Genomic DNA, 24,174 nt, shown 5'->3' with positions numbered 1-24,174 from the left:
GGTCAGGCCCACCCGAGCTCGTGCAGGTGGGCGTCGTCGATGCCATGGAAGTGCGCGATCTCGTGGACGAGGGTGGTGTGGATCTCGTCGCGGAGTTCGTTGATGTCCTCGCACTGCGCGAGATGCGGTTCCCGGTAGACGATGATGCGATCGGGCAGCTCACCCATCCCGTACTGCGTGCGCTCCGGCAACGCGAGGCCGTCGTACAGGCCGAGCAGATCGAGGCTGCCGTCCTCGGGACGATCCTCCACCACGAAGACGACGTTCTCGAGCTGCTCCACCATCTCGTCGGGCAGCTGGTCGAGTTCGTCGATCACGAGGGCCTCGAAGGCTGCGGCGTCCATGTCCATCCCCTCCAGCCTACGGGGACGACGGCGGGTTCCTCAGTGCAGGAGGACGAGCAACGCCGCGACGCCGATGAAGAGGCTTCCGAACACGGCGTTGAGGATCCGCTGGCCGTGCGGGGAGCGGGTGAGGCGCCGGAAGGGGCGTGCGGCCGTGGCGAAGAATCCCCACATGACGAGGACGTCGACGACCACGACGGTCGCGACGAGGGCCAGGTACTGGGGGAGCGGAGGCTGGTCCAGCCGGATGAACTGGGGAATGAAGGCGAGGAAGAAGACGATCGCCTTGGGATTCAGCAGGTTGACCCAGAAGCCTCGGCGCATCATCGACCAGTGGCTCTCCCGGGCATCCACGGGATCCGGCGCGTCATCGAGCGCCGGAGCGGGGCGGGTCAGGATCAACCGGATGCCGAGGTACACCAGGTAGGCGGCGCCGGCGTATCGGATGAGGTTGAACAGGACATCCGAGCGCGAGACGAGAAGCCCGACGCCGGCAGCCACGATCACGACATGCACGATGAGCGCGATCTGCTGGCCGATGATTCCCCAGATCGAGCGCTTCCAGCCCTGCGTGAGGGAGTTGGACATCGTGTTGATCGCGCCGGCCCCTGGAGTGAAGCTGATCACCACGGATGCGGTGAGAAGAGAGAACCAGACCGCCAACGACACCAGCACAGTCTAGGGCCGGGTGAGAGGCGAAGAGGCTCGGACCGAACCGGTCCGAGCCTCTTCGAGCTGGGGTGAGTAACGGGGCTTGAACCCGCGACCTCCTGGACCACAACCAGGCGCTCTACCAACTGAGCTATACCCACCATGCGCCCGCCGAAACAGGCAACCCCACGAGTCTATTACATGTTCGGGGCGAACTCTGACACCGTCCGAGCGGCGATCTCCTTGGCGTCGTCGCTGGAAGGGCCCGGCTCGTCCACGAACACGGCCTCCCGGTAGTAGCGGAGCTCGCGGATGGACTCCAGGATGTCGGCCAGCGCGCGGTGACCGCCGTCCTTCGCCGGAGCCTGGAAGAACACGCGGGGGTACCAGCGGCGGGAGAGCTCCTTGATGCTGGAGACGTCGACATTCCGGTAGTGGAGCCACTGGTCGACCTGCGGCATGTACTTCGCGAGGAACATCCGGTCGGTGCCGATCGTGTTGCCGGCGAGAGGCGCGCGGCGCTCGAGGGGGACGAAGCGGCGGATGTACGCCAGAGTCTGCTCCTCCGCCTCCTCGAGAGTGACCCCGTGCGGGATCTCGTCGATGAGCCCCGAGGTCTCGTGCATGGCGGTGACGAAGTCGTTCATGTGCGCGAGCGCGTCCGCGCTCGGACGGATGACGACCTGGAATCCGGGGTCGAGCGGACGGAGCTCGAAGTCGGTGACCACCACCGCGATCTCGACGAGCTCGTCGACGGCGAGATCGAGACCCGTCATCTCGCAGTCGATCCAGACGAGGCGGTCGTTCTCCGAAGCAGTCACCATGTCGCCATCCTATCGACGGCCCCGACATCGACCCGCGGGGCGCGGTACGGTAGAGACGTCCGCCTCCGTAGCTCAGGGGATAGAGCAGGAGCCTTCTAATCTCTTGGTCGCAGGTTCGAATCCTGCCGGGGGCGCCACTGATCGTCCGTCAGATCGACGGGTCTCAGCAGTGCCGCAGCGCGTCGACCGCGTCGTCTGCGCGCCAGAACTCGCCGATCAGCCGGAAGCCGCCCGTCGCCAGATGGAGCCGCTCGGCACGGTAGCGGACGCCGAGGGGATCGGCCACCGCGCGGAGGTGACCGAGGACATGCTCGCGGCTGTCCTGGACACGCCACAGGTGATCGGCGGCACGGACGAGGTGCTCTCGACGGGACGCGAGCGGCGGGGCTGCGAGCGGGACTCCGGGAGCGGGGGTCGAGGTGGTGCTGGCGGTCATGGTCTCTCCTTCCATGGTTCGAACGTACGACCGGCCACCGACATTCGTCCGGGCGTCGATATCCAGCGGTGACCGGGCCTCTTCTGCACGGAGCCCCTTCGCTCTCGACCTTCCACAGAACGCACGATCGCGGCCCTGCGCACCCGTCCGCCCGGTGCACGCTGGAGGGCATCCGGCCGCCGTGCCGGCACCGAGAGGATGAACACATGATCGACACCGTGACCATCGTGGGCAGAGTCGCGACGGAGCCGACGCCCGGGCGGACGACCGCGGGAGTGCCCGTCACGAACTTCCGGCTGGCGAGCACGCACCGGCGCTTCGACCCCGCGAGCGGGACCTGGGTGGATGCGGGGACCAACTGGTTCTCCATCGCCGCCTTCCGACAGCTGGCGGAGCATGCGCGGGCATCGCTGAGGGTGGGCGACAGCGTCATCGTCACCGGGCGACTCCGCGTGCGCCCCTGGGAGAGCAACGGCAAGCAGGGGACGAGCGTCGACATCGACGCGGATACGATCGGGCACGATCTCCGGTGGGGAACCACCGCATACCGGCCGAGCGCCCGGCCCTCATCCGGGGAGGGAGGGGAGAGCGCTGATCCCTCGGCGGCGGATGACGGTGATCGCGACGCGTGGGATCAGCCTGCGCAGACCGAGGCGGCCTAGACTCTGCTCGTGCTCCGATCGGTCTCCCCGTCCCGCGCTGCGGCGCTCGTGCTCGTCGCCGGTGTCTCGGCAGCCGTCCTCGCCGGATGCGCACCGGAGCCCACGGCGACGCCGACTCCCACGGCGACGGCCACCGCTGCTCCGACACCGCCCGCCCCTCCTGCTCTGGTGCCGGACGGGAGCGCCGGGGACAACCTCCCCGTCTTCACGGCGGTCGCAGAGCAGGTCTGGGGGACGGAGCAACGCGGGGAGGGGCGCGCGTACGTCGACGGTCTCGTCGCGGCGGGATTCGATCGGGACGCCATGCAGCTCACACCGGATCAATCCACGGTCGGGAACCCGGCGGAGAGTATCCAGTTCTCGGTCCGCTGGGGTGAGGAGGAGTGCCTGATCGGACAGGTTGGTCCCTCCACCGGTGCCGTCGTGACCACGGTCATGCCCCAACTCGCCGGCGGACGGTGCCTGGTGGGCGCGACGCGGCCGATCGACTGGTGACTCGCGTACACAGATAAGCCCACTCGCGGCCGGTAGGCTGGAGTGTCGATCTTCGACGCCAACAGAAGGAGCGGTTTTCGGTGGCTGAGTACATCTACTCCATGGTTCGTGCCCGCAAGGCGGTGGGTGAGAAGCTCATCCTGGACGACGTCACGATGGCGTTCCTGCCGGGCGCGAAGATCGGCATGGTCGGCCCCAACGGCGCCGGAAAGTCGACGATCCTGAAGATCATGGCCGGGCTCGACACCCCGTCGAACGGAGAGGCCAAGCTCTCGCCGGGGTACTCCGTCGGCATCCTCATGCAGGAGCCGGAGCTCGACGAGTCGAAGACGGTCCTCGAGAACATCCAGGACGGCATCGCCATCAAGGCCAAGGTCGACCGGTTCAACGAGATCTCCGCGCTGATGGCCGATCCGGACGCGGACTTCGACGCGCTCCTCGCGGAGATGGGGACGCTGCAGGAGGAGATCGACGCGGCGGACGGCTGGGACCTCGATTCCCAGCTCGAGCAGGCGATGGACGCCCTCCGCACCCCGCCCGGCGACGCGGCCATCGCTCCGCTCTCCGGCGGCGAGAAGCGCCGTGTGGCGCTGGCCAAGCTGCTGCTGCAGAAGCCCGACCTGCTGCTCCTCGACGAGCCCACCAACCACCTCGACGCGGAGAGCGTGCTCTGGCTCGAGCAGCACCTCCAGTCGTACAAGGGCGCCGTGATCGCCATCACCCACGACCGGTACTTCCTCGACCACGTGGCCGAGTGGATCGCCGAGGTCGATCGCGGACGCCTCATCGGCTATGAGGGCAACTACTCCACGTACCTGGAGAAGAAGGCCGAGCGCCTCGACATCCAGGGCAAGAAGGACGCCAAGCTCGCCAAGCGCCTGAAGGACGAGCTCGACTGGGTCCGCTCCAGCGCGAAGGGCCGTCAGACGAAGTCGAAGGCGCGTCTGGCCCGGTACGAGGAGATGGCGGCCGAGGCGGAGCGCACCAGGAAGCTGGACTTCGAGGAGATCCAGATCCCCGCCGGTCCTCGACTCGGCAACGTCGTCATCGAGGCCAAGAACCTCAAGAAGGGCTTCGACGGCCGCTCGCTCATCGACGGCCTGAGCTTCAGCCTTCCGCCGAACGGCATCGTCGGCGTCATCGGTCCGAACGGCGTCGGAAAGACGACCCTGTTCAAGACCATCGTCGGGCTGGAGCCCCTGGACGGCGGCGATCTCAAGATCGGCGAGACCGTCAAGATCAGCTACGTCGACCAGTCGCGGTCGTCGATCGACCCGAACAAGACCCTGTGGGAGGTCGTCTCCGACGGTCTGGACTTCATCACGGTCGGCAAGACCGAGATCCCGTCGCGTGCCTACGTCTCGAAGTTCGGGTTCAAGGGCCCGGACCAGCAGAAGAAGGCCGGCGTGCTCTCCGGTGGTGAGCGCAACCGTCTGAACCTCGCGCTCACCCTCAAGGAGGGCGGCAACCTGCTCCTTCTCGACGAGCCCACCAACGATCTCGACGTCGAGACGCTGAGCTCCCTGGAGAACGCGCTGCTCGAGTTCCCCGGCTGTGCGGTGGTTATCACCCACGACCGGTGGTTCCTCGACCGGATCGCGACGCACATCCTCGCCTACGAGGGCACGGACGAGAAGCCCGACCAGTGGTACTGGTTCGAGGGCAACTTCGAGGCCTACGAGCAGAACAAGATCGAGCGTCTCGGCCCGGATGCGGCGAAGCCCCACCGGTCGACGCACCGCAAGCTCACCCGCGACTGAGGTGGCCATGAGCACCGACTCGCCGGGTTCCCGCCTGCACATCCCGATCCACCTCCGTTGGGGCGATCTGGATGCGTTCAACCACGTCAACAACACCTCGATGCTCAAGCTGCTCGAGGAGGCGCGCGTCCGCGCGTTCTGGCGTGCGGGGCCCGGCGAGGAGGCGCCGTCCACCGCCGTCCTCGACTCCGGGATCGAGGAGGGGATCCTGACGCTCATCGCGCGGCAGGAGATCGAGTACCTCGCTCCGGTTCCGTACCAGCGGCGCCCGCTCGAGGTGCAGATGTGGTTCGGCAAGCTCGGCGGCTCCAGCGTCGAGGTCTGCTACGAGGTGCACAACGACCCCGCCGCCGAGCCGCGTGAGCTGTACGCGCGTTCCACGGCCATCATCGTGCTCGTCGATGCGGGCACCGGGCGGCCGACGCGTCTGACGGCCGAGATGCGTGAGGCGTGGGAGCCGTACGTCGGCCCCTCCATCGAGTACGCCCACCGCTGAGCGATCGGCACGACACCGTCGCCGGTCGCTCCTGCGCGCGTCGAATAGTCTCAAGGGAGACGTTTATCGACTTGCGCATCGGAGGGCAGCAACTTGAGCAATGTGGCACCGGGATGGTATCCGGACCCGGAGGACTCGCGGTTTCACCGGTGGTGGGATGGGTATCGGTGGACCGCGCACACCAATCGCCCTGAAACGCCGAACCAGGAACTCCCAGGGCAGCACGAGCATCGGACCGCCGAGCAGCCCGCCATGCCGGAGCACTCGCCGGACGACCTTCCCGAACAGAACAAGAAGGGGAAGGGCAGGAAAGTTGTTCTCTCCGTTCTCGGTGGGGTCGCCGCGGTCGCTCTCGTGGCGGGTGGCATCGTGGTGGTCAACAACCTCACCGGAGGAAGCGGGCTCGGTGGATCGAGTGAGCCGGTCGAGGCTGGCGGGTACCTCTGGGAGCCGGTCACCTATCTGCAGCCGGATGAGCCCCTGGAGATTCCCTTCGAGGTCGATCCGGAGACCCTCGCTCCTGCGAACGAGGAGGGCAAGCTCGCCCATGGTGTCATCGACGTGTACCTCAACGACGAGCTGACCATCATGCCCGAGTTCTCCTCGGTGTTCTGGTTCGACGGAGATCGCACCGCAGAGGTCAGCGTTCTCGATAACTCCACGTACAAATGGTCTTTCGACTCCGAGAAGGCGCTGTCCAGCGACCTCGGTCTTCCCGAGGATCTCAGGGTGAGTTGGAATGAGGCGGAGACGGCGACCATGTGGACCGAGATGGCTCGGTACTACGTCGTCCAGCGGTTCGACAAGGATGGCAAGAAGCTCGACATTCCCATCGTGCACACGATCGAGGCCGCTGATGAAGAGGACGTCCTCCACGACCCCATCGAGTTGAGAACCTCCGTCGGCGAGGCGCCCGGCTCCGTCAAGCTGTCCTGGGACGAGCCGAAGGGAATGAGCGAGGACTTCACGTACTACCTCATCAAGACGCGTGCCTCCGACTATCTGGTCGACGGCGAGTACACCGGAGAGAAGACCGTCTGGCCCGAGGTCATCGCAGAGACCACAGAAACCTCCTGGGAGTCCAAGGCAGTGCTGGACTACGAGGAGAAATCAGTCGCGAACCGTGAGTTGGCCCTGTATACCTACGACTCGGCCGATGAGCTCAACTTCGGGTCCGCGTCCGGTCTCGAGGTCGTGCGCTCCAAGGCTGACCTCGCTGTCATCGCCGTCTCCGACGACCTTTCGGAACGAACGCGCATGTCTCTCAAGGAGGTGAAGGACGAAATCGGAAGCTTCCCGTACGAGAAGGCATACTGGCAGGCTCGCGACCTCTTCCCGGTCGATGCCGGTGACCTCACGACGCTGCCGACCTGGTACCCGGTCACCACTCTCAACGGGGACACGGCCAAGATGGGCGTGCGGATCGACGTCGATGCGATCGAGGTCAAGTACGAGGACTTCTGGTACCTAGACGGCCGAGGCGCCTGGTACGCCAGTATGCCCTTCAGCGTTCTCGGCACCAAGATGCGTGACAACATCACCGCGGTCATGCCGGATGGCGTCTCGCAGGAGGAGTGGCTCGCGCAGTCCATCGCGAACGCCCAGGCGTACAACCACCGTGCTGAGACCGAGGTCCTTCCCACCGGCGACGACACCATCGCGCAGGACCCCACGATGTCCCTCGACGCCTTCGCGGAGATGAAGCCGGTCGCAGAGGTTCCGGACTCTGAATACGACGTGTACGGGAGCAACGAGTTCAGCACCTTCCTCGCCGGCCACATGGTCGCGGGCACACGCCTCATCGACATGACGAAGTTCGTGGAGACCCCTGGATATCCCTCGCCGGACGAGGCCATCTACGAGGCGATTCGGCAGAACCCGATGGTGCGGGTCTCCGTCGACGATTACCGGCTCTCCGGGAACAACCTCTACGTGAACTACCGCTCCACCGCGAAGGAGGATCAGTCCCAGGTCAACGATCTGGCTGACGAGGCGATCTCGGCCGCGATCGCGGAGGGAATGAGCGACACGGAGAAGGTGACCGCGATCAACAAGTGGATCGTGGAGAACATGGAGTACGACTACGAGGCACTCGCGGGGATCGAGAGCACCTTCGGTCGTCTCATCGAGGACAACCAGCGGTACTCCGACGCCCGCGGGGGACTCATCGACAAGCGGGTGATCTGCGGCGGATACGCCGATACCTTCAACCTTCTCGCCCGCAAGGCAGGCCTCGAGTCCATCTACGTCAGCGGGATCATCGCAGACTCGGGATCGGGCCATGCGTGGAACCACGTCAAGGTGGATGGCGTGTGGAAGGCCGTCGACACCACCTGGAACGACACCGACGACATCACGAAGTACCTGCTGATCAACGAGGCGGACTTCACGGGTGTCGCCGAGCGGTCGACGAAGGACAGTGGATGGATCGTCCCGATGTACCAGGGCGCTTACACGACGCCCTAGTCCGCATCGACGTCCCGGGGGAAGCCGTCAGAGCGGCGCTGAGGGCTTCCTCCGGTACGACGCTGCTTCAGCGACCCTCGGGGACCCGGATCATGATCTCCTGCGCCACGCTCGCCACCAGCGTGCCCTCTCGGGTGTACACGCGCCCCGTCGCGAGTCCGCGACCTCCGCGGGCGCTTGGCGACTCCTGCACGTAGAGGAGCCATTCGTCCACACGCGCCGGGCGATGCCACCACATCGCGTGGTCCAGACTCGCGACCTTCAGCCCGGGGAGTGACCAGGAGACCCCGTGCGCGCGCAGGATCGACTCCTGGATCGTCATGTCGCTGAGGTAGGCCAGCGCGGCACGATGCAGCCGCTGGTCGTCGGGGAGCGGGGCGCGCAGTCGCATCCACACCGACTGCCGCGGAACCCTCTCGTCATCGTTCGGCAGATAGAGGGGGGAGTCGACGTGACGGATGTCGGCGGCCCGCTCGCTCAGCATGCGTCGTGCGCCTCCGGCGAGTCCGGGCACACGGTCCTCATCGGGGGCGAGGTCCTCCGGGAGCGGCACGCCTGCGGGCATCGGCTCCGCGTGCTCCACCCCGGGGTCGGCATCCTGGAAGGAGGCGATCATCGAGAAGATCGGGACGCCGTTCTGGTACGCCTGGGTGCGGCGGGTGGAGAAGGAGCGGCCGTCGTGGATACGGTCGACGGCGATGGTGATGCCCTGGCTCGCATCGCCGGGACGAAGGAAGTAGCCGTGCATCGAGTGGACGGCGCGGTCTTCCGGCAGCGTGCGCTCCGCGGCCACGAGGGTCTGCGCGAGTACCTGCCCGCCGTAGATGCGGCCGCTCGGCATCGGGTGCGACGAGCCGGTGAAGATGTCCTCCGTGGTCCGCGCCTGGGTCGCGTCGAGGTCGAGGACGTCGAGAAGACGCTCCACGGTCTGGATGGCGTGCTCGTCGGCGCTCATGTGTTCCCCTCCGCGGCCCGGGGTCGCCGCTCGTTGGTAGTTTAGAACGCGTGACCCCTCAGCTCCTGCTCGCCGATCCGGACACGGCGAAGGATGTCCTCACGTTCGCCGGCCGCGCGGCCCGGGTGTCCGACGAGGGCGTGCGTCTGCAGGCTCATCAGGGCGTGCTGGCCCTCACCACGGCGGTCCTCGCGCCTCAGGGGCTCTTCGATCAGACGCCGACGATCCTTGCCATGCGCATCGTCCGTGCCGACCCGGAGCTCGAGTGCGACCTTGTGATCGACGCCCTGCGCCCGACGGACGACCCGCAGCGCCTGGCGCTCCCGGAGACCGCGCTATCGCCCGCGTGGGCCGGCGTCGCCCCGCCTCGGCAGGGCTGGACAGTGGAAAGCGTCCTTCCCGCCTCCGTCATCGCGCAGCGCGCGCAGTGGGGCATCTCCGCGGTCGCGCATGGTGCGGGACCGGGATCCGGCGAAGAGGCGGTGCGCGCGCTCCGTGCGGCGATCTGGGGCGAGCCGGACGACGACCTCGGCGGCCTGCCGCGCGGCGTCGCTTTCGCGGCAGACGCGCTCGGCTTCATCTCCGGCGAAGAGGACGTGCCCGTCACGCGTTCCGGTCGTTGGACGCGGCTCGCGTTCCGCCGCGGCCACGTGCTCGCCCGCGGTCCCGTGGCCTCCGGGCTGACCGGCGTGCGAGCCACCGGCACCCGCGCCTGAGGCGACCACGGGACCGGCGGGCAGCTCGGGATCAGCCGAGGGCCGCCGCTGCGCGTCCGGCCTGACGGCCGGAGAACAGGCACCCGCCGAGGAACGTGCCCTCCAGGGCGCGGTAGCCGTGCGAGCCTCCGCCCCCGAAGCCGCTGGCCTCGCCCGCGGCGAAGAGACCGGGAATCGGCGCGCCGCTTCCATCCAGGGCGCGACCGTCGAGATCCGTGTTGATCCCCCCGAGGGACTTCCTGGTGAGCACGTGCAGCTTGACCGCGATCAGCGGCCCGGCGGCGGGGTCCTGGAGCCGATGCGGGGCCGCGGTGCGGATGAGCTTGTCACCGCGATAGGCCCGCATCGAGCGCAGCATGCCGATCTGCGGGTCCTTGCTGAAGTCGTTGGCCATCTCCCGGTCGCGGGCGACCACCTCGCGGCGCACGGCGTCGATGTCCAGGAGCTCGCCCCCGGGGTGGGCCGCCATCTGCTCCAGCAAGGACTCCAGGTCGTTCTCGACGATGAAGTCCTCGCCCTCGTCGAGGAACGACTGCACGGGTCCGGTCGGCCCTTTCGCAAGGCGGGACTTGAGGAGCAGGGCCACATCCTTGCCGGTGAGATCCGGGTTCTGCTCGCTACCGGACAGCGCGAACTCCTTCTCCACGATCTGCCGCGAGGTCACGAACCAGGAGTGGTCGTGGCCCGTCCGCCGCAGGTGCTCGAGCGTGCCGAGGGTGTCGAAGCCAGGGTAGAGCGGAACGGGGAGCCGGTGTCCGGTCGCGTCGAGCCACAGCGACGAGGGCCCGGGCAGGATGCGGATGCCGTGCTGCGGCCACACCGGGTCCCAGTTGGTGATGCCTTCCACGTAGTGCCACATCCGGTCGCCGTTGATGAGGCGGGCTCCGGCGGCGGCGCTCACGGTCTGCATCGAGCCGTCGACATAGGCGGGCACGCCGGAGAGCATGTGCACCGGGGGCGTGCCGAGGCGCGAGGGCCAGGCCGCGCGGACGAGGTCATGGTTTCCGCCGATGCCCCCGGAGGCCACGATCGTCGCCGTCGCGTCGATCTCGAACGCGCCGATCACGTCTCGGGACGACGGGACGCCCCGGGCGGCACCGTCCGACGCCAGCACGCTCCCGCGCGCACCGGTCACGCGCCCATCGGTGAGCACGAGTTCCTCGACGCGGTGTCGGGCGAGGACGGTGAGCCGTCCCTCGCGCTCTCCCTGCTCGACGGCGGCAGCGAACGGCGCGACGATCCCCGGCCCGGTGCCCCAGGTGATGTGGAAGCGAGGGACCGAGTTCCCCGGACCGAGGGCGCCGTAGCCGCCCCGTTCGGCCCAGCCGACCACCGGGAAGAAGCCGACACCGCGGGCGCGGAGCCACGAGCGCTTCTCGCCGGCCGCGAACTGCAGATAGGCCTCGGCCCAGCGCCGGGGCCACTCGTCCTCGGGGCGGTCGAATCCGGCGGTGCCGAACCAGTCCTGGGTTGCGAGCTCGAGCGAGTCGGTGATGCCGAGACGGCGCTGTTCCGGAGAATCCACGAGGAACAGCCCGCCGAAGGACCACCACGCCTGCCCACCCAGGTTCGTCCGCGGTTCCTGGTCCACGATGACGACCCGACGTCCGGCCTCGAGGGCTTCCGCGGCGGCGACGAGACCGGCCAACCCCCAACCGATCACCAGGACGTCTGCGGTCGGGGGTGTGGTCGTCATGGGGTCTCCGTTGATTCCTGACGGGAGCGGGTCTCCAGGGTCGTGCGCCCCTGGGGTGCCGTGCCGATGCCGGACGGCTCGAATGTGTTCACCATGGCATAGGCGGCGCGCTCCAGGTAGTCCCAGAGGGTGGTTTCGTGCAACGGGGACAACTGCGCCTCGTCCACGGCCGTGCGCATATGACGAAGCCAACGATCGCGGGCGTCGGGGTCGACCCGGAAGGGCATGTGACGCATCCGCAGGCGGGGATGGCCGCGGGTCTCGCCGTAGGTGCTCGGGCCGCCCCAGTACTGCTCGAGGAACAGGAGCAGGCGCTCCTCAGCCGGACCGAGGTCCTCCTCCGGATACATCGGCTTGAGCACGGGGTCGAGGGCCACCTCGCGATAGAACACCGAGACGATCTTCGCGAACGTCTCGCGCCCGCCGACCTCGTCGTAGAACGTCACTTGTCTGCACTCCCGTCGCCGCCGGTGTTCTTCTTGCGCCGCCAGATGCCGCGATCCGGGATGACGGGCACCCCGGTGACGGCGTTGGGGCGCGTCTTCGGCGGGTTGGCGCCCCGGACGCGGCGCGCACCCTCCAATCCGGTGGGCACGACGTCCGCGAGACGCGGCACGTCGATCTCCTTCTCCAACAGAGCGGCTCGGAGACGGCGTCGGAGCTCCTGCGCCACGTCGTCTCGCGCGTTCGCCCTGGTCTTGATGACGGCGCGCACCACGAGGGCGTCGCCGTCCACCGACTCCAGGCCCCACAGCTCCGGCTTCTCCACGATACGGGTGCGCCACTTCGGGTCCTTCGCCAGGCCCTGCGCCGTCTCCAGCAGGATGTGCTCGACCTGTTCGAGGTCGGAATCCGGCGCCACACCGATGTCGACGATGGCACGTGCCCAGCCCTGCGACATGTTCCCGATCCGGGTGACCTCGCCGTTGCGCACGTACCAGAGGGTCCCGTTCACGTCCCGCACCTGGGTCACGCGCACACTGACGTACTCGACGACGCCGCTCGCGAGCCCGAGGTCGACGACGTCGCCGATGCCGATCTGGTCTTCGGCGACGAGGAAGATCCCGTTCAGTACGTCTTTGACGATGTTCTGGGCGCCGAAACCGAGACCGGCACCGACCGCCGCCGTGAGAAGGGTGAGCGATCCGAGGAGAGCATTGTCGATCGCGTTGACGATGAGGATGATCGCGATGATCACGAGCATCACGTTGACGATGTTCTGCAGGATGGTGCCGAGTGTGCGGGTGCGCTGGACCAGTCGCATGTCGGCCAGCGGGGAGCGTTCGAGTGCCTGGGTGTCGTCGACGGCGGCCTTGTTCTTGGCGGTGTCGACGATGCGGTGCACGACCCGCCTGATCACCCGGCGCAGCACGAGCGCGATGAGGACGCAGGCGCCGATGATCAGGGCGATCTGCAGGAGCTTGCCGCCGACCTTGGTCAGCAGCGCGAGCATATCCACCACCCACGCGGGGAGTTCGGCGGGCGTCGGCGTGGGGGTCGTCTCAGCGGAAATCAGCATCGTCTCGATGGTACCGAGAGGGCCTCTGCGCCGGCTGGAAGAGCGGCGGCAGAGGCCCGTTTCAGTGTCGGCGGTGGAGGGTCAGTCCTCGGCGTCGCGGGACTGCGCGGCGAGGGCGCGCTCCACGTCCGCGAGGTTCTCCAGCACGAGACGGCGCAGAGCGGGCGGCGCGTCCTGGTGCTCGGAGAGCCAGCCCCGCGTCGCGTCGCGCAGCGCGACGTCGGCGAGAGCGGTGGGGAAGAGCCCGACGATCAGGTACTGCGCGATCTGGTAGGTCCGCGACTCCCACACCGGCAGGAGCATGTCGAAGTACTGGGGCACGAAGGTGCCCAGCACCTCCACACCCGCCGGGTGGACGAAGCCAAGGGCCGCCGAGCGGACGATCGTGTTCGGGGCGTCGTCGCGCGCGATCAGCGCGTCCCAGGCCTCCTGCTTCGCGGCGGTGTCCGGAAGAGCGGCGCGCGCCTGCGCGGCGAACTCCGCACCCTTCGCGGTGTTGTCGGCGGCGAGCGCGGCGTCGATGGCCCCGGCGTCCGTCGCACCGATCGTCGCAAGGCCGACGAGGAGCTGCCAGCTCAGGTCGGCGTCCACGTCGAGCCCGGGGAGCGTCTCCTCACCCGAGCGCAGACGCCCGACGATGCCGGCGTGCTCCGGCGTCACCAGGTTGTTCGCGAAGGCGGTGACGAACTGGAGCTGGCTGTCGCTGCCGGCCTCCGCCGACTCGGCGAGTGCCCAGAGGCCATCCGCCACCTTCAGCCGTGCGGCTTCGCGCTCCGCCGGGGCGACGTACAGGGTCGCCGCCGTGCGCAGCTGCGCGAGGGTGGTGCGGACCGTGGTGGACTCGGTCTCCCGGCCGATGTTGCCGAGAACGAGGTCGATGTAGTCGGACGCCGCCGTCTCCGCGTCGCGGGTCTGGTCCCAGGCTGCTCCCCAGACGAGCGAGCGGGCGAGGGGATCGTGGATGTCGGCGAGGTGGGCGATCGCGGTCGCGAGCGACTTGTCGTCGAGACGGATCTTCGCGTACGCGAGGTCGTCGTCGTTGAGGAGGATGAGGTCGGGACGGTCGAGGCCCTGGAGCTCGGGGACCTCGGTGCGGTCGCCGTCCACGTCGACCTCGATGTGATGGGTGCGCGTGAGGGCGCCGTCCTGTAGCGAGTAGAAGCCGATGCCGAGACGGTGCGGACGGATGGTCGGGTAGTCGGCCGGAGCCGTCTGGGTGATGGCGAAGCGCGAGATCCTGCCGTTGTCGTCTTCGGCCACGACGGGCTCGAGCGTGTTCACACCGGCCGTCTCCAGCCACTTCTTCGACCAGGTGCCGAGATCGCGGCCGCTCGTGGCCTCCAGCTCCGTCAGGAGGTCGCTGAGCTCGGTGTTGCCCCAGGAGTGCTTCTGGAAGTACTGCGAGACACCGGCGAAGAACGCCTCGATGCCGACCCACGCGGCGAGCTGCTTGAGGACCGAGCCGCCCTTGGCGTAGGTGATGCCGTCGAAGTTGACCTGCACGTCCTCGAGGTCGTTGATCTCGGCGACGATCGGGTGCGTGGAGGGGAGCTGGTCCTGGCGGTAGGCCCAGGTCTTCTCCATCGCGTTGAAGGTGGTCCACGCCTCGGTCCACTCGGTCGCCTCGGCCGTCGCGATGGTGGACGCCCACTCCGCGAACGACTCGTTGAGCCAGAGGTCGTTCCACCACTTCATGGTGACGAGATCGCCGAACCACATGTGGGCGAGCTCGTGCAGGATCGTCACGACGCGACGCTCCTTGACGGCGTCGGTGACCTTGCTGCGGAAGACATACGTCTCGGTGAACGTCACCGCTCCCGCGTTCTCCATCGCGCCGGCGTTGAACTCGGGCACGAAGAGCTGGTCGTACTTGGCGAACGGGTACGGAACGCCGAACTTCGACTCGAAGTAGGCGAAGCCCTCACGGGTCTTGTCGAAGATGTAGTCGGCGTCCAGGTGCTGCCAGAAGCTCTTGCGTCCGTAGACGCCGAGCGGGATCACGCGGCCCGAGGCGCTGGTGAGTTCCGAGAAGGTGGCCTCGTAAGGTCCGGCGACGAGGGCCGTGATGTAGGAGGAGATCCGGGGCGTGGGCTCGAAGCCCCAGGTGGCCGAGACCCCGTCGTCGTGGACGATGGGCTCCGGGGTGGGGGAGTTGGAGACGACCTTCCACTCCGCGGGGGCGGTCACCGTGAACTGGAAGGTGGCCTTGAGGTCGGGCTGCTCGAAGACGGCGAACACGCGGCGGGAGTCGGGCACCTCGAACTGCGAATAGAGGTACACCTCGCCGTCCACCGGGTCGACGAAGCGGTGCAGGCCCTCGCCGGTGTTGGTGTAGAGGCAGTCGGCGTCGACGACGAGGACGTTCTCCTCCTGCAGTCCGGCGAGTGCGATCCGGGAGTCGGCGAAGACCTCGCGCGGGTCGAGCTGCTCTCCGTTGAGCGAGATCTCGCGCACGTCGCGGGCGATGAGGTCGATGAAGGTGAAGCTGTCGGGGGACGCGGAGAAGCGCACGACGCTCCGGGAGCCGAAGACCTCGGCGCCCTTGGTCAGATCGAGGGCGACCTCATAGGAGTGCGTGTCGACGACATCGCGGCGCTCCTGCGCTTCGATTCGGGTGAGGTTCTCTCCAGGCAAAGCTGTACTCCCAGGGGTGAGGGGATGTAACCGGGGTCGGCGCAGTTGGCGCCGACGGCAACCATGACAGCCTACGCCAGAGCGGCGCGCGCGCCGTCGATCCTCACGAACCGGGGATAGTCACGGTCGTGCGGACGCTCGTCGTCCGCGGAGGTGGGAAGATGGAGGGGTGACCGCGATCGAGCCGAATGTCGTTCCCTTTGCCTCGCCCGCCGCTGCCGGCGGCGACCCCTATGTGACCACGCCCGTCGCCTACGACGCCATCCTCTTGGCGAGCTTCGGCGGCCCGGAGGGCCAGGAGGACGTGATCCCCTTCCTCCGGAACGTGACGCGCGGTCGGGGCATCCCTGACGAGCGGCTGGAGGAGGTCGCGCACCACTACCGTCACTTCGGCGGCGTGAGCCCGATCAACGGCCAGAACCGCGTGCTCAAGGACGCGCTGGAGAAGGCGCTCGTGGCCCGCGGGATCGACCTCCCGGTGTACTGGGGCAACCGCAACTGGGGTCCGTACCTCGAGGACGTGCTGCCCGAGGCGTCCGCCAACGGCCACACCACCCTCCTCGCCTTCGCCACGAGCGCGTACAGCTCATTCTCCAGCTGCCGCCAGTACCGCGAGGACTTCGCCCGCGTGCTGACCGACACCGGCCTCGGCGAGACGGTCACCATCGACAAGATCCGCCCCTTCTACGACCACCCCGGCTTCGTCGAAGCCTTCGAGGCGGGCGTGCGGGAGTCGGTGCAGGGCTACCTCGACCAGGGCTTCGCGCCGACCGAGATCCAGGTCCTCTTCTCCACGCACAGCATCCCGACCGCCGACGCCGAGCGCTCCGGCGCCCGCGACATCGACTGGGGCGAAGGCGGGGCCTATGCCGCGCAGCACCTCGCCGTGTCGGAGTGGACGATGGAGCAGGTGCGGGCCGCCGTCCCGGGAGCCGCCGACGTGCCCTGGGAGCTCGTCTACCAGTCCCGTTCGGGCCCCGCGTCGCAGCCTTGGCTGGAGCCCGACGTCTGCGACGTGATCGCGGAGCTCCCGGCGCGCGGGCGCAAGGCGGTCATCGTGGTCCCCGTCGGCTTCATGAGCGACCACATGGAGGTCCTCTGGGATCTCGACACCGAGGCCGCCGAGGCCGCGGAGGAGGCGGGCCTCGCCTTCGTCCGCACGCCGACGCCCGGTGTCCGCGAGGCTTTCGTGGAGGGTATCGTCGACCTCATCGAGGAGCGCCTGCAGGGTCGCCCGAACGCGGAGCGTCCGCACGTCACCGATCTGCCCGGCGCGTTCGACGTCTGCCGTCCCGGGTGCTGCGAGAACGTGCGCGCGGGGTTCAAGCCCGCGGCGGCCGGCATCGCCCCCTGAGTCGCGGACACCGGATCTTAGGATGGAGACCATGCGCATCCACATCGCCACCGATCACGCCGGACTCGAGTTCTCCACCCGGCTGCAGGAGCATCTCCGCGCCGCAGGTCACGAGGTGATCGACCACGGTCCGGTGGAGTACGACGCGCTCGACGACTACCCCGCCTTCTGCATCCGGGCGGCGCAGGCCGTCGTCGTCGATCAGGCGACCGGGGTGCCGGCGCTCGGTGTCGTCTTCGGCGGCTCGGGCAACGGCGAGCAGATAGCGGCGAACAAGGTCGCCGGGGTCCGTGCAGCGCTCGTCTGGAACCTCTCCACGGCCGAGCTCGCGCGGGAGCACAACGACGCGAACGTCATCTCCATCGGAGCTCGTCAGCACACCTACGACGAGGTCACGGCGTTCATCGACCGGTTCATCGCCACGCCGTTCTCCGGCGACGAGCGGCACGTCCGGCGCATCGGACAGATCGCCGATTTCGAGCGCGACGGCTCGCTCCTCCCGGACCCCCGAGCCTGACATGCCCGAGGGACATTCCGTCCACCGCATCGCGCGGCAGTTCGATCGCAACTTCGTCGGCAAGACGATGAGGGCCTCCAGCCCGCAGGGACGCTTCGCCGAGGGCGCCGCGGTGCTCGACGGACGCCAGGCCGTGAGCGTGCAGGCCGTGGGCAAGCAGATGTTCCTCGAAGCGGAGGGTGACCTCTGGCTGCGCGTGCACCTCGGTCTCTACGGTGCCTGGGACTTCGCGGGGGAGATCCTCGTCGACCCCACCATCGCGTCAGCCAACGGCCGGATGGGCCAGACCAATCAGCGCGGCACCACTCTCGACGAGGCGATCCTCGACGACGCGGGGGAGAACTCCCTCGCCTCGATCGGGGCCCCGCGGCGCGCCAGGGTCCACGTGCGGATGTCCGAGCAGACCAAGGGCCTCACCGACGAGATCGACGAATGGCCGCCGCCTGTGGTGGGTCAGGTGCGGCTGCGCCTCATGACCGACATCACGGTGGCCGACCTGCGCGGTCCCACCGCCTGCGTGTTGCAGACCCCCGAGGAGATGCTGGCGACGGTGGCCAAGCTCGGTCCCGATCCGCTCGTCGGCGATCCGGCGGAGAACGAGGAGCGGTTCATCCGCGCCGTGCGGAAGAAGCCGACCCCGATCGCGCTGCTGCTGATGGACCAGTCGGTCGTCAGCGGCATCGGCAACGTGTACCGCGCGGAGATGCTCTACCGGCAGCGGCTGAACCCGCACACGCCGGGCCGCGACGTCCCGGAGGATGTCGTCAGGGCGCTCTGGCATGACTGGGTGCGATTGCTGGCCATCGGCGTGGAGACGGGTCAGATGATGACCATGGACGGGCTGTCCCCTGAGCAGTACCGCGCCGCCATGGCCAGGCGCGACGACCGGCACTGGGTCTACCACCGTGCCGGCCTGCCGTGCCGGGTTTGCGGGACCGAGATCGCGCTGGAGGAGATCGGCGCCCGCAAGCTGTACTGGTGCCCGCGCTGTCAGGCCTGAGGGCGGGATCCCCGGGGCTCCCGCCGCTCTAGGCTGGGAGCCATGCGACAGAATCCGAGCTTCACGCTCGCGGATGTGGCCGAGATCCGCCGCGTCATCGACGCCAACCCGTGGGCGACGGTGGTGAGTGCGCCTGAGGACGGTCTGGTCGCCTCGCACTATGCCGTCCTCCTCGACGACGACCGCGATGATCTGACGGTCGTGGGGCACGTGGGCCGCCCGGACGACGCCATCCACGGCCTGGGGGAGCGGGAGATCCTGCTCGCCTTCCAGGGGCCGCACGGGTACGTCTCCCCGGGCTGGTACGGCGACATTCCCGCGGTCCCGACCTGGAACTACACCGCGGTGCACCTGTCGGGCGTTCCCGAGATCCTCAGCACCGCGGAGAACCTCCGTGTGCTCGATGCCCTGGTCGCGCGATTCGAGTCGCGCCTGCCCGACCCGCGCCTGATGTGGGAGCGTCCGAACGACGCGGCCTTCATCGAGAGGCTCGAATCCGGAACGGTCGGCTTCCGGCTCACCCCGACGAAGGTCGTCGCCAAGCGGAAGCTGAGCCAGAACAAGCCCGCGGAGACCATCGAGGCGGTGATCGCGGCGCTGCACGCCGAAGGGCCGTACGCGAACGCCGCCCTCGCCGCGGAGATGCGTCGTGCACAGGACGCACGGACGGGTGGCGGGGCATGAGCGCCCTCGGCGTCGAGGTCGGTACGGTTCGTGCCGTCCGCCCCGTCGGTCCGGGGCGGGAGTTCCTGCTGGACGATGAGCCCGTCGACCTCCACCTCGCCGACGGACGCATCGTCGACATCGCGCCGACCGGGGCCTTGCCGGCGCGCGGCGAGGTCATCGAGGCCGACGGTGCCTGGGCGGTGCCGGGGCTCTGGGACAACCATGTGCACACCGTGCAGTGGGCCCTCGCGGCGGAGCGCGTCGCTCTGGGCGAAGCGGACTCCGCCGCCGGGGCCGCGCGGCTGATGGGCGACGCGCCCGTGCTGCCGGACGGACGACGGATCGGCACGGGGTTCCGGGACGCGCTGTGGCCGGATCGGCCATCCGTGGCCGCGCTCGATGCCGAGACCGGCGTCGTGCCCACCTACCTGATCAATGCGGACGTGCACAGCGTCTGGCTGAACTCGGCGGCTCTGGCGCGCGAAGGCTTCCGCGGGGACGACGGTCTGCTCCGCGAGGAGGACGCGTTCGAGATCTCCCGGCGGCTCAATGCCGTCGACCCTGCCCACAGCGATGAGGCGGTCATCCGTGCGGGGGCAGCGGCCGCGGCGCGCGGCGTGACCGGTCTGGTCGACTTCGACATGGCGTGGAACGCCGATGCCTGGCCGCGACGGATCCTCGCGGGCTTCGCCGCGCACCGCGTCGAGTTTGCGTTCTATCCGGCGGATCTCGATCGGGCGATCACCGCGGGTCTCCGCTCGGGGGAGCGCCTTGCGGTGTCGGATCGGACCGGGCTGGTCGGGTCCCTCGTGCGGGTCGGGTCGTTGAAGGTGATCAGCGACGGCTCACTCGGCACCCGTACCGCGGCGTGCTCGCACTCCTACCCCGGCGACCCCGCGAACTACGGGGTGCTGACGGTGCCTCCGGACGAACTCACGGCGCTGCTGACCACTGCGGCGGGAGCGGGGATCGAGGTCGCCGTGCACGCGATCGGCGATCGCGCCGTGACGGCGGCCCTCGACGCCTTCGGCGCTTCGGGTGCCACAGGGTCGATGGAACATGCGCAACTGGTGCGGCACGCCGACCTCGCCCGATTCGCGCGGCTCGGGGTGCGCGCGAGCGTCCAACCCCAGCATGCGGTGGACGACCGCGACCTCGTCGAGCACCACTGGGCGGAGCAGACCGCGATCGGCTACCCGCTCGCCTCGCTGCTGTCGGCGGGTGCGGAGGTGCGCTTCGGCTCCGATGCGCCGGTCGCGCCGCTCGACCCCTGGCATGCGATCGCCGCGGCGGTCTGGCGGACCGACGACGACCGGGTCGCCTGGCATCCGGAGGAGCGGGTGACGCTGGATCAGGCCCTCGAAGCGAGTGTCCGCACGTCGCTCCGTCCCGGTCAGAGCGCAGACATCGTGCTCGTCGGGAGTGATCCTCGCACCGCTGACGCGGCGGGGCTCCGGACGATGCCCGTCACCACCACGCTGCTCGGCGGTCGCCTCACGCACGTCGCCTGAGGCGGCGCGCACACGACGAAGGGCGGCCCCGGATCGGAGCCGCCCTTCGTCGTGTGCGTGGTGTCAGGCCGCGATGTGCGACACGAGGAACCAGCGGTCCTTCTCCAGCCCGCGCTGGATCTCGATCGCCACGTCCTGGCTCGTGAGGTCGACCTCGTCGAGGCCCTCCACGGCCGCCTTCACGTCGACGAGGATCGCGTCGATGTCGGCGATCACGGCGCGGATCAGCTCGTCCGACTGCGCGAAGCCGGCCGGAACGCCGGTGGCGCCTGCCTTCTCGGCGACGGCGTTCACGCGCGCGTCAATCGGAAGGCCCAGAGCGACGATGCGCTCGGCGGCGGTGTCGGCGAAGTCTCCGGCGTGGGCGACGATCGTGTCGAGCAGCTCGTGCACGCCGACGAAGTTGGCGCCGCGGACGTGCCAGTGCGCCTGCTTGCCGTTGACGGTCAGCGCCTGGAGGCCGAGGACGACGGGGGAGAGGAACTGCGCCGCACCGGCGGCCACAGTCGGGTCGATGGCGGTGGTGGAAACGGTCTGGGCCTTGCTCATCTTCTTGCTCCTCCGAATGAAGTTCTCTGTCTGACGAGTACAACGTTACTCAGGCTCAGGCATTCCGCAAGGAAGCTGAGGCTCCACTCACTTCCGCGTGATTCCGGGGGAGTGAGGGTAGTCTCGCCTCATGAGCATCGCTGCCGGCGCCTCCGTCCTCGCCCTCCCGGATCGCACCCCCGAGCTCGACGACACGGCCTTCGTCGCAGACGGCGCCCGCATCGTCGGCGCGGTGTCTCTCGGAGCCGGTGCCAGCGTCTGGTACAACGCCGTGCTTCGCGGTGACTCCTCGCCGATCGTCATCGGTCCTGGCAGCAACGTGCAGGACAACGTGTCGATCCACGTCGACACGGGGCACCCCGTCCTCGTCGGGTCACGGGTGTCGATCGGGCACAACGCGGTGGTGCACGGCTGCACGATCGGTGACGGCTCCCTCATCGGCATGGGTGCCGTCGTCCTCAGCGGCGCCGTGATCGGAGAGGGATGCCTGGTCGCTGGAGGCGCCGTGGTGCTCGGCGGGACCGAGGTGCCGCCCGGGTCCCTGGTCGCGGGCGTGCCTGCAAAGGTGCGCAGGGCGTTGTCGGACGACGAGCGTGCCTCTCTGGTGGCGAACGCGGCGATCTACCTGGAGCACGCGGCGACGCACGCCCGCGCAACCGAAGCGTGAGGCCGTGCCCCGCTAGGCTGGGGCGGTACGGGGCGGTGGCCAAGCTGGTTAAGGCAGTGGGCTCATAACCCAACGATCGCGGGTTCAAGTCCCGCCCGCCCTACTCCAGGATCCCATGAACACGGCCGTCCGGCTCTCCCTTCCCCTTGCGCACCTGATCGCCACGGTCAGCTCATCGGCGACGATGCTGGCGGTGATGGTGACGGTTGCGCGGGGCGAAGCGGCGAGCTGGGCGGTCGCCGCCGTGCTCCTCTCGGCAGCAATCCCCGCCATCGTCCTCGCCCCACTCGCGGCCCCGCTGCTGGACAGGTTCGGACCTCGCTCGGTCGTCGTCGTGTCCGCGGTCGTGCAGGTCGTCATCCTCCTGCTCACCGCGGCCGCGCCGACCACGGCGGTGCTCATCGCCATGGTCGCTGCTCGCGCGTGCGTGTCCGCGTTGGACTCCGCCGCGCTCCTGCTGCTCGCCGACCGTGCCCCGCGGTCGCACGCCCCCGACTCCACCGCACGAGCATTCGCTCGCCTGGACACCGCCCGGCTCATCGGCGGGCTCATCGGCCCGCTGCTCGGAGGGATCGCGGTGCAGTTCCTCGACCTCTCCTGGCTGTTCCTCGCCCAGGCCGTAACGGTCGCCATCCTCGACATCGTCGCCCGCTGGTATCCGCAACAGGCGTGGGAACCGGTGGCGACGCCGTCATCCTGGTGGCAACGCGTCACCGAAGCACCCGCCCTCCTGTTCCGGCACCAGGCTGCGCGTGCCGCCCTCACCGGGCTCGTCCTGGCGATCGTGTTCACCTCGATCTTCTCGACCGCGCAGACGCTGTACTCCCTCGACGTCCTCGCCCTCGATCCCATCGGCGTCGCGATCCTCACCCAGTGCTTCGTCGTCGGTCGGTTGTTCGGATCGCGCCTCGGTGCACGGGTCACGGAGAGCCGCGCCTCGACATGGCTGCTCGGCGCGACTGCAGCAATGGGCATCGGCCTTCTCCTGCCCGGCGTGATCCCGAACAGCATCGTCGCCGGCGCGGGCTTCGCGATCGCCGGTCTCGCGAACGCCATTCAAGTCGCCGCGATCCGCCTCATCGTCGTGTCGGCGGTTCCCGACAGCACCCGCGGTCGTGCCCTGGCAGCGATGGGCAGCGTCAACCAGACCGCCGGAGTGGCAGGCACGGCCCTCGCCGCACCCCTCCTCGTCGCCGTCGGACCTGCTGTTGCACTGGCCGTCGCGGGGATCGGGACATTCCTTGCCGCGGGTCTGACATTCCTCATGCGCGGAGCCCGAGGGCGTCGTCCCTCTGCGCTGGGGGTCAGGAGGGCCAGTAGTTCTTCTTGATGGTGACTTCTTCGATCCTCGAGCTGCCACCGACGGAGCGTACGTGGACGTACATCCGGGCGGGACCGGTGAGGGCGTACGGCATCACGTACTGGGCATGCGTGATGCCGTCGCTCGACGTGGTCCTCGGGATCTCGGCCGTGGGCTGGGGGATCGCCTGCGCGACAGTGCCTGCCGAGGTGAGAGTCTCGGCGACCAGTCGGATCTGAAGCGCGGAGGTGACCCCGGAGGCACGCAGATTGACGACGGCTTCCCCGGTTTCGCGTCGTCCCGGACCGATCACGGCGACGTAGTTCTCGTTCGCTCCCACGCGGACCGGGATCCAGGAGTTCGCCGGTATGACGGTGTTCCACGCGTAGGTGGTCGACTGATGGGTGGGCACGGGATCCTCCGAGGTCGAGGGTTGGCTGGGATTGGTGTCGATGACGTGGTTCTCGAAGTCGACGGTGTTCTTGAAGCCGAGCTGGTTCGGAGACCCACCGATCCACAGCGACACATGCACGTGAGCGCCATATCCCGTGTCGCTGTCGAACCCCGAGGCTCCTGAATAGGCGATGAGCGCTCCTCGCTCAACCCGGGTCCCTACACGAACCGTGCTGGCGTCCAGGTGGAGGTAACGAAGGTAGTTGCCGTCGTCGGCGCGGAGAGCAAGGTAGCGTCCCGTCGCCGTCGACGGCGTGTCCTTGCGGTCGACGATGACGCCGCTCGTCGCCGCCCACACGGGCGTGCCTCTCGGCACCGCGTAGTCGGTGCCCGGCTCGGCGGAGCCGCGGTTCCGGTGTCCTTGCCACGTGTCCGAGATCGGGGCGTAACCGCACGGACGCAGATACGTCGTCGCTGCATCCGCGGGTGTCTGGGGTGCGACGGCCTCCCAACCGAGCATCAGCGCTCCACCGAGGACGCCCGAGGCGACCAGTGCAGATCGT

24 protein-coding genes, 3 tRNA genes and 1 pseudogene are annotated in these 24,174 nt (G+C 68.6%); 16 read left to right on the top strand and 12 right to left on the bottom strand.

The annotated features are described in order from the left end of the window. Nucleotides 1-2: 2 nt before the first annotated feature. From AUV07_RS06230 to orn, 4 genes are all read right to left on the bottom strand, one after another. Entirely contained in the window at nt 3-350 is a 348-nt protein-coding gene (locus tag AUV07_RS06230; protein WP_062634653.1) for a metallopeptidase family protein, read from the bottom strand. Between the two features lie 33 nt (nt 351-383). Beyond that, a complete protein-coding gene (locus AUV07_RS06225) occupies nt 384-1,013 on the bottom strand; it encodes a LysE family transporter (protein ID WP_062635205.1) in 630 nt (209 codons plus the stop codon). A 67-nt stretch (nt 1,014-1,080) separates the two neighbouring features. Then, nucleotides 1,081-1,156: transfer RNA gene (locus AUV07_RS06220), tRNA-His, on the bottom strand. 36 nt (nt 1,157-1,192) lie between these two features. Then, nucleotides 1,193-1,819, bottom strand: a complete 627-nt coding sequence (gene orn / locus AUV07_RS06215) for an oligoribonuclease (protein ID WP_062634652.1) — start codon at nt 1,817-1,819, stop codon at nt 1,193-1,195. A 61-nt stretch (nt 1,820-1,880) separates the two neighbouring features. On the opposite strand from orn, the gene AUV07_RS06210 reads away from it, so the two are divergent. Beyond that, nucleotides 1,881-1,956, top strand: a tRNA-Arg gene (locus AUV07_RS06210). 26 nt (nt 1,957-1,982) lie between these two features. Here the strand turns inward: AUV07_RS06210 and AUV07_RS06205 are convergent. Beyond that, entirely contained in the window at nt 1,983-2,255 is a 273-nt protein-coding gene (locus tag AUV07_RS06205) for a hypothetical protein (RefSeq protein ID WP_062634650.1), read from the bottom strand. Between the two features lie 206 nt (nt 2,256-2,461). Between AUV07_RS06205 and AUV07_RS06200 the strand changes: the two genes are divergently transcribed. From AUV07_RS06200 to AUV07_RS06180, 6 genes and pseudogenes are all read left to right on the top strand, one after another. Continuing rightward, entirely contained in the window at nt 2,462-2,917 is a 456-nt protein-coding gene (locus AUV07_RS06200; protein ID WP_062634648.1) for a single-stranded DNA-binding protein, read from the top strand. Nucleotides 2,918-2,926: 9 nt separating this feature from the next. Continuing rightward, complete coding sequence (locus AUV07_RS06195; protein WP_231868205.1) at nt 2,927-3,412, top strand: DUF6993 domain-containing protein; 486 nt, start codon at nt 2,927-2,929, stop codon at nt 3,410-3,412. An 80-nt stretch (nt 3,413-3,492) separates the two neighbouring features. Then, nucleotides 3,493-5,172 (top strand): energy-dependent translational throttle protein EttA, encoded by a 1,680-nt coding sequence (ettA, locus tag AUV07_RS06190; RefSeq protein ID WP_025103391.1) that lies wholly within the window; start codon nt 3,493-3,495, stop codon nt 5,170-5,172. Between the two features lie 7 nt (nt 5,173-5,179). Beyond that, on the top strand, nt 5,180-5,668 hold the full coding sequence (locus AUV07_RS06185) for an acyl-CoA thioesterase (RefSeq protein ID WP_025103392.1): 489 nt from the start codon (nt 5,180-5,182) through the stop codon (nt 5,666-5,668). Nucleotides 5,669-5,770: 102 nt separating this feature from the next. Next, nucleotides 5,771-5,860, top strand: a pseudogene (locus AUV07_RS18085) (DUF2510 domain-containing protein); the annotation flags it as partial. A gap of 60 nt (nt 5,861-5,920) precedes the next feature. Further along, on the top strand, nt 5,921-8,134 hold the full coding sequence (locus AUV07_RS06180) for a transglutaminase domain-containing protein (protein WP_062634646.1): 2,214 nt from the start codon (nt 5,921-5,923) through the stop codon (nt 8,132-8,134). Between the two features lie 67 nt (nt 8,135-8,201). Here the strand turns inward: AUV07_RS06180 and AUV07_RS06175 are convergent, their stop codons facing one another. After that, nucleotides 8,202-9,089, bottom strand: a complete 888-nt coding sequence (locus tag AUV07_RS06175; protein WP_062634644.1) for an acyl-CoA thioesterase — start codon at nt 9,087-9,089, stop codon at nt 8,202-8,204. A 50-nt stretch (nt 9,090-9,139) separates the two neighbouring features. Here AUV07_RS06175 and AUV07_RS06170 point away from each other — a divergent pair, with 50 nt between their 5' ends. Then, on the top strand, nt 9,140-9,805 hold the full coding sequence (locus AUV07_RS06170) for a hypothetical protein (protein WP_062634642.1): 666 nt from the start codon (nt 9,140-9,142) through the stop codon (nt 9,803-9,805). Between the two features lie 31 nt (nt 9,806-9,836). On the opposite strand, the gene AUV07_RS06165 is transcribed toward AUV07_RS06170, so the two are convergent. The 4 genes from AUV07_RS06165 to pepN form a co-directional block, all read right to left on the bottom strand. After that, on the bottom strand, nt 9,837-11,501 hold the full coding sequence (locus AUV07_RS06165; RefSeq protein WP_062634640.1) for an FAD-binding dehydrogenase: 1,665 nt from the start codon (nt 11,499-11,501) through the stop codon (nt 9,837-9,839). Continuing rightward, complete coding sequence (locus tag AUV07_RS06160) at nt 11,498-11,947, bottom strand: globin (protein ID WP_025103396.1); 450 nt, start codon at nt 11,945-11,947, stop codon at nt 11,498-11,500. The genes AUV07_RS06165 and AUV07_RS06160 overlap by 4 nt, the downstream gene beginning before the upstream one ends. Beyond that, nucleotides 11,944-13,020, bottom strand: coding sequence for a mechanosensitive ion channel family protein (locus AUV07_RS06155; RefSeq protein ID WP_062634639.1), 1,077 nt, complete (start codon nt 13,018-13,020; stop codon nt 11,944-11,946). Before AUV07_RS06155 ends, AUV07_RS06160 begins: the two co-directional genes overlap by 4 nt. 81 nt (nt 13,021-13,101) lie before the next feature. Next, nucleotides 13,102-15,654 (bottom strand): aminopeptidase N, encoded by a 2,553-nt coding sequence (pepN, locus tag AUV07_RS06150; protein WP_062634637.1) that lies wholly within the window; start codon nt 15,652-15,654, stop codon nt 13,102-13,104. A gap of 169 nt (nt 15,655-15,823) precedes the next feature. Here pepN and AUV07_RS06145 point away from each other — a divergent pair, with 169 nt between their 5' ends. Genes AUV07_RS06145 through AUV07_RS06125 form a run of 5 tightly spaced genes read left to right on the top strand, consistent with a single transcriptional unit; the run spans nt 15,824 to nt 20,702 of the window. Continuing rightward, on the top strand, nt 15,824-17,008 hold the full coding sequence (locus AUV07_RS06145) for a ferrochelatase (RefSeq protein ID WP_062634636.1): 1,185 nt from the start codon (nt 15,824-15,826) through the stop codon (nt 17,006-17,008). Nucleotides 17,009-17,039: 31 nt separating this feature from the next. Further along, nucleotides 17,040-17,525, top strand: coding sequence for a ribose-5-phosphate isomerase (locus AUV07_RS06140; RefSeq protein ID WP_060922011.1), 486 nt, complete (start codon nt 17,040-17,042; stop codon nt 17,523-17,525). Between the two features lies 1 nt (nt 17,526). Further along, nucleotides 17,527-18,525 carry an Fpg/Nei family DNA glycosylase gene (locus tag AUV07_RS06135; protein WP_062634634.1) on the top strand — a complete coding sequence of 333 codons (999 nt, stop codon included), beginning with the start codon at nt 17,527-17,529 and terminating at the stop codon, nt 18,523-18,525. Nucleotides 18,526-18,567: 42 nt separating this feature from the next. After that, entirely contained in the window at nt 18,568-19,209 is a 642-nt protein-coding gene (locus AUV07_RS06130; RefSeq protein WP_062634632.1) for an FMN-binding negative transcriptional regulator, read from the top strand. Next, nucleotides 19,206-20,702: an amidohydrolase gene (locus AUV07_RS06125; protein ID WP_062634630.1), complete on the top strand. Its 1,497-nt coding sequence runs from the start codon at nt 19,206-19,208 to the stop codon at nt 20,700-20,702. The genes AUV07_RS06130 and AUV07_RS06125 overlap by 4 nt, the downstream gene beginning before the upstream one ends. 63 nt (nt 20,703-20,765) lie before the next feature. On the opposite strand, the gene AUV07_RS06120 is transcribed toward AUV07_RS06125, so the two are convergent. Beyond that, a complete protein-coding gene (locus tag AUV07_RS06120) occupies nt 20,766-21,251 on the bottom strand; it encodes a Dps family protein (RefSeq protein WP_025103404.1) in 486 nt (161 codons plus the stop codon). Between the two features lie 130 nt (nt 21,252-21,381). Here AUV07_RS06120 and AUV07_RS06115 point away from each other — a divergent pair, with 130 nt between their 5' ends. The 3 genes from AUV07_RS06115 to AUV07_RS06105 all read left to right on the top strand — a co-directional run bounded on the left by AUV07_RS06115 (nt 21,382) and on the right by AUV07_RS06105 (nt 23,248). After that, entirely contained in the window at nt 21,382-21,918 is a 537-nt protein-coding gene (locus AUV07_RS06115; protein WP_062634628.1) for a gamma carbonic anhydrase family protein, read from the top strand. Between the two features lie 29 nt (nt 21,919-21,947). Continuing rightward, nucleotides 21,948-22,021 (top strand) — tRNA-Ile (locus AUV07_RS06110). Between the two features lie 12 nt (nt 22,022-22,033). Next, on the top strand, nt 22,034-23,248 hold the full coding sequence (locus tag AUV07_RS06105) for an MFS transporter (protein ID WP_062634627.1): 1,215 nt from the start codon (nt 22,034-22,036) through the stop codon (nt 23,246-23,248). On the opposite strand, the gene AUV07_RS06100 is transcribed toward AUV07_RS06105, so the two are convergent. Further along, nucleotides 23,223-24,131: a M23 family metallopeptidase gene (locus tag AUV07_RS06100; RefSeq protein WP_062634625.1), complete on the bottom strand. Its 909-nt coding sequence runs from the start codon at nt 24,129-24,131 to the stop codon at nt 23,223-23,225. The genes AUV07_RS06105 and AUV07_RS06100 overlap by 26 nt on opposite strands. Nucleotides 24,132-24,174 lie beyond the last annotated feature (43 nt).

The sequence above is a fragment of the Microbacterium sp. CH1 genome, assembly GCF_001595495.1.
Classification (GTDB): domain Bacteria; phylum Actinomycetota; class Actinomycetes; order Actinomycetales; family Microbacteriaceae; genus Microbacterium.
The sequence above is the reverse complement of the archived record's forward strand: the minus strand, read 5'-3'. Positions and strand labels throughout refer to the sequence as shown.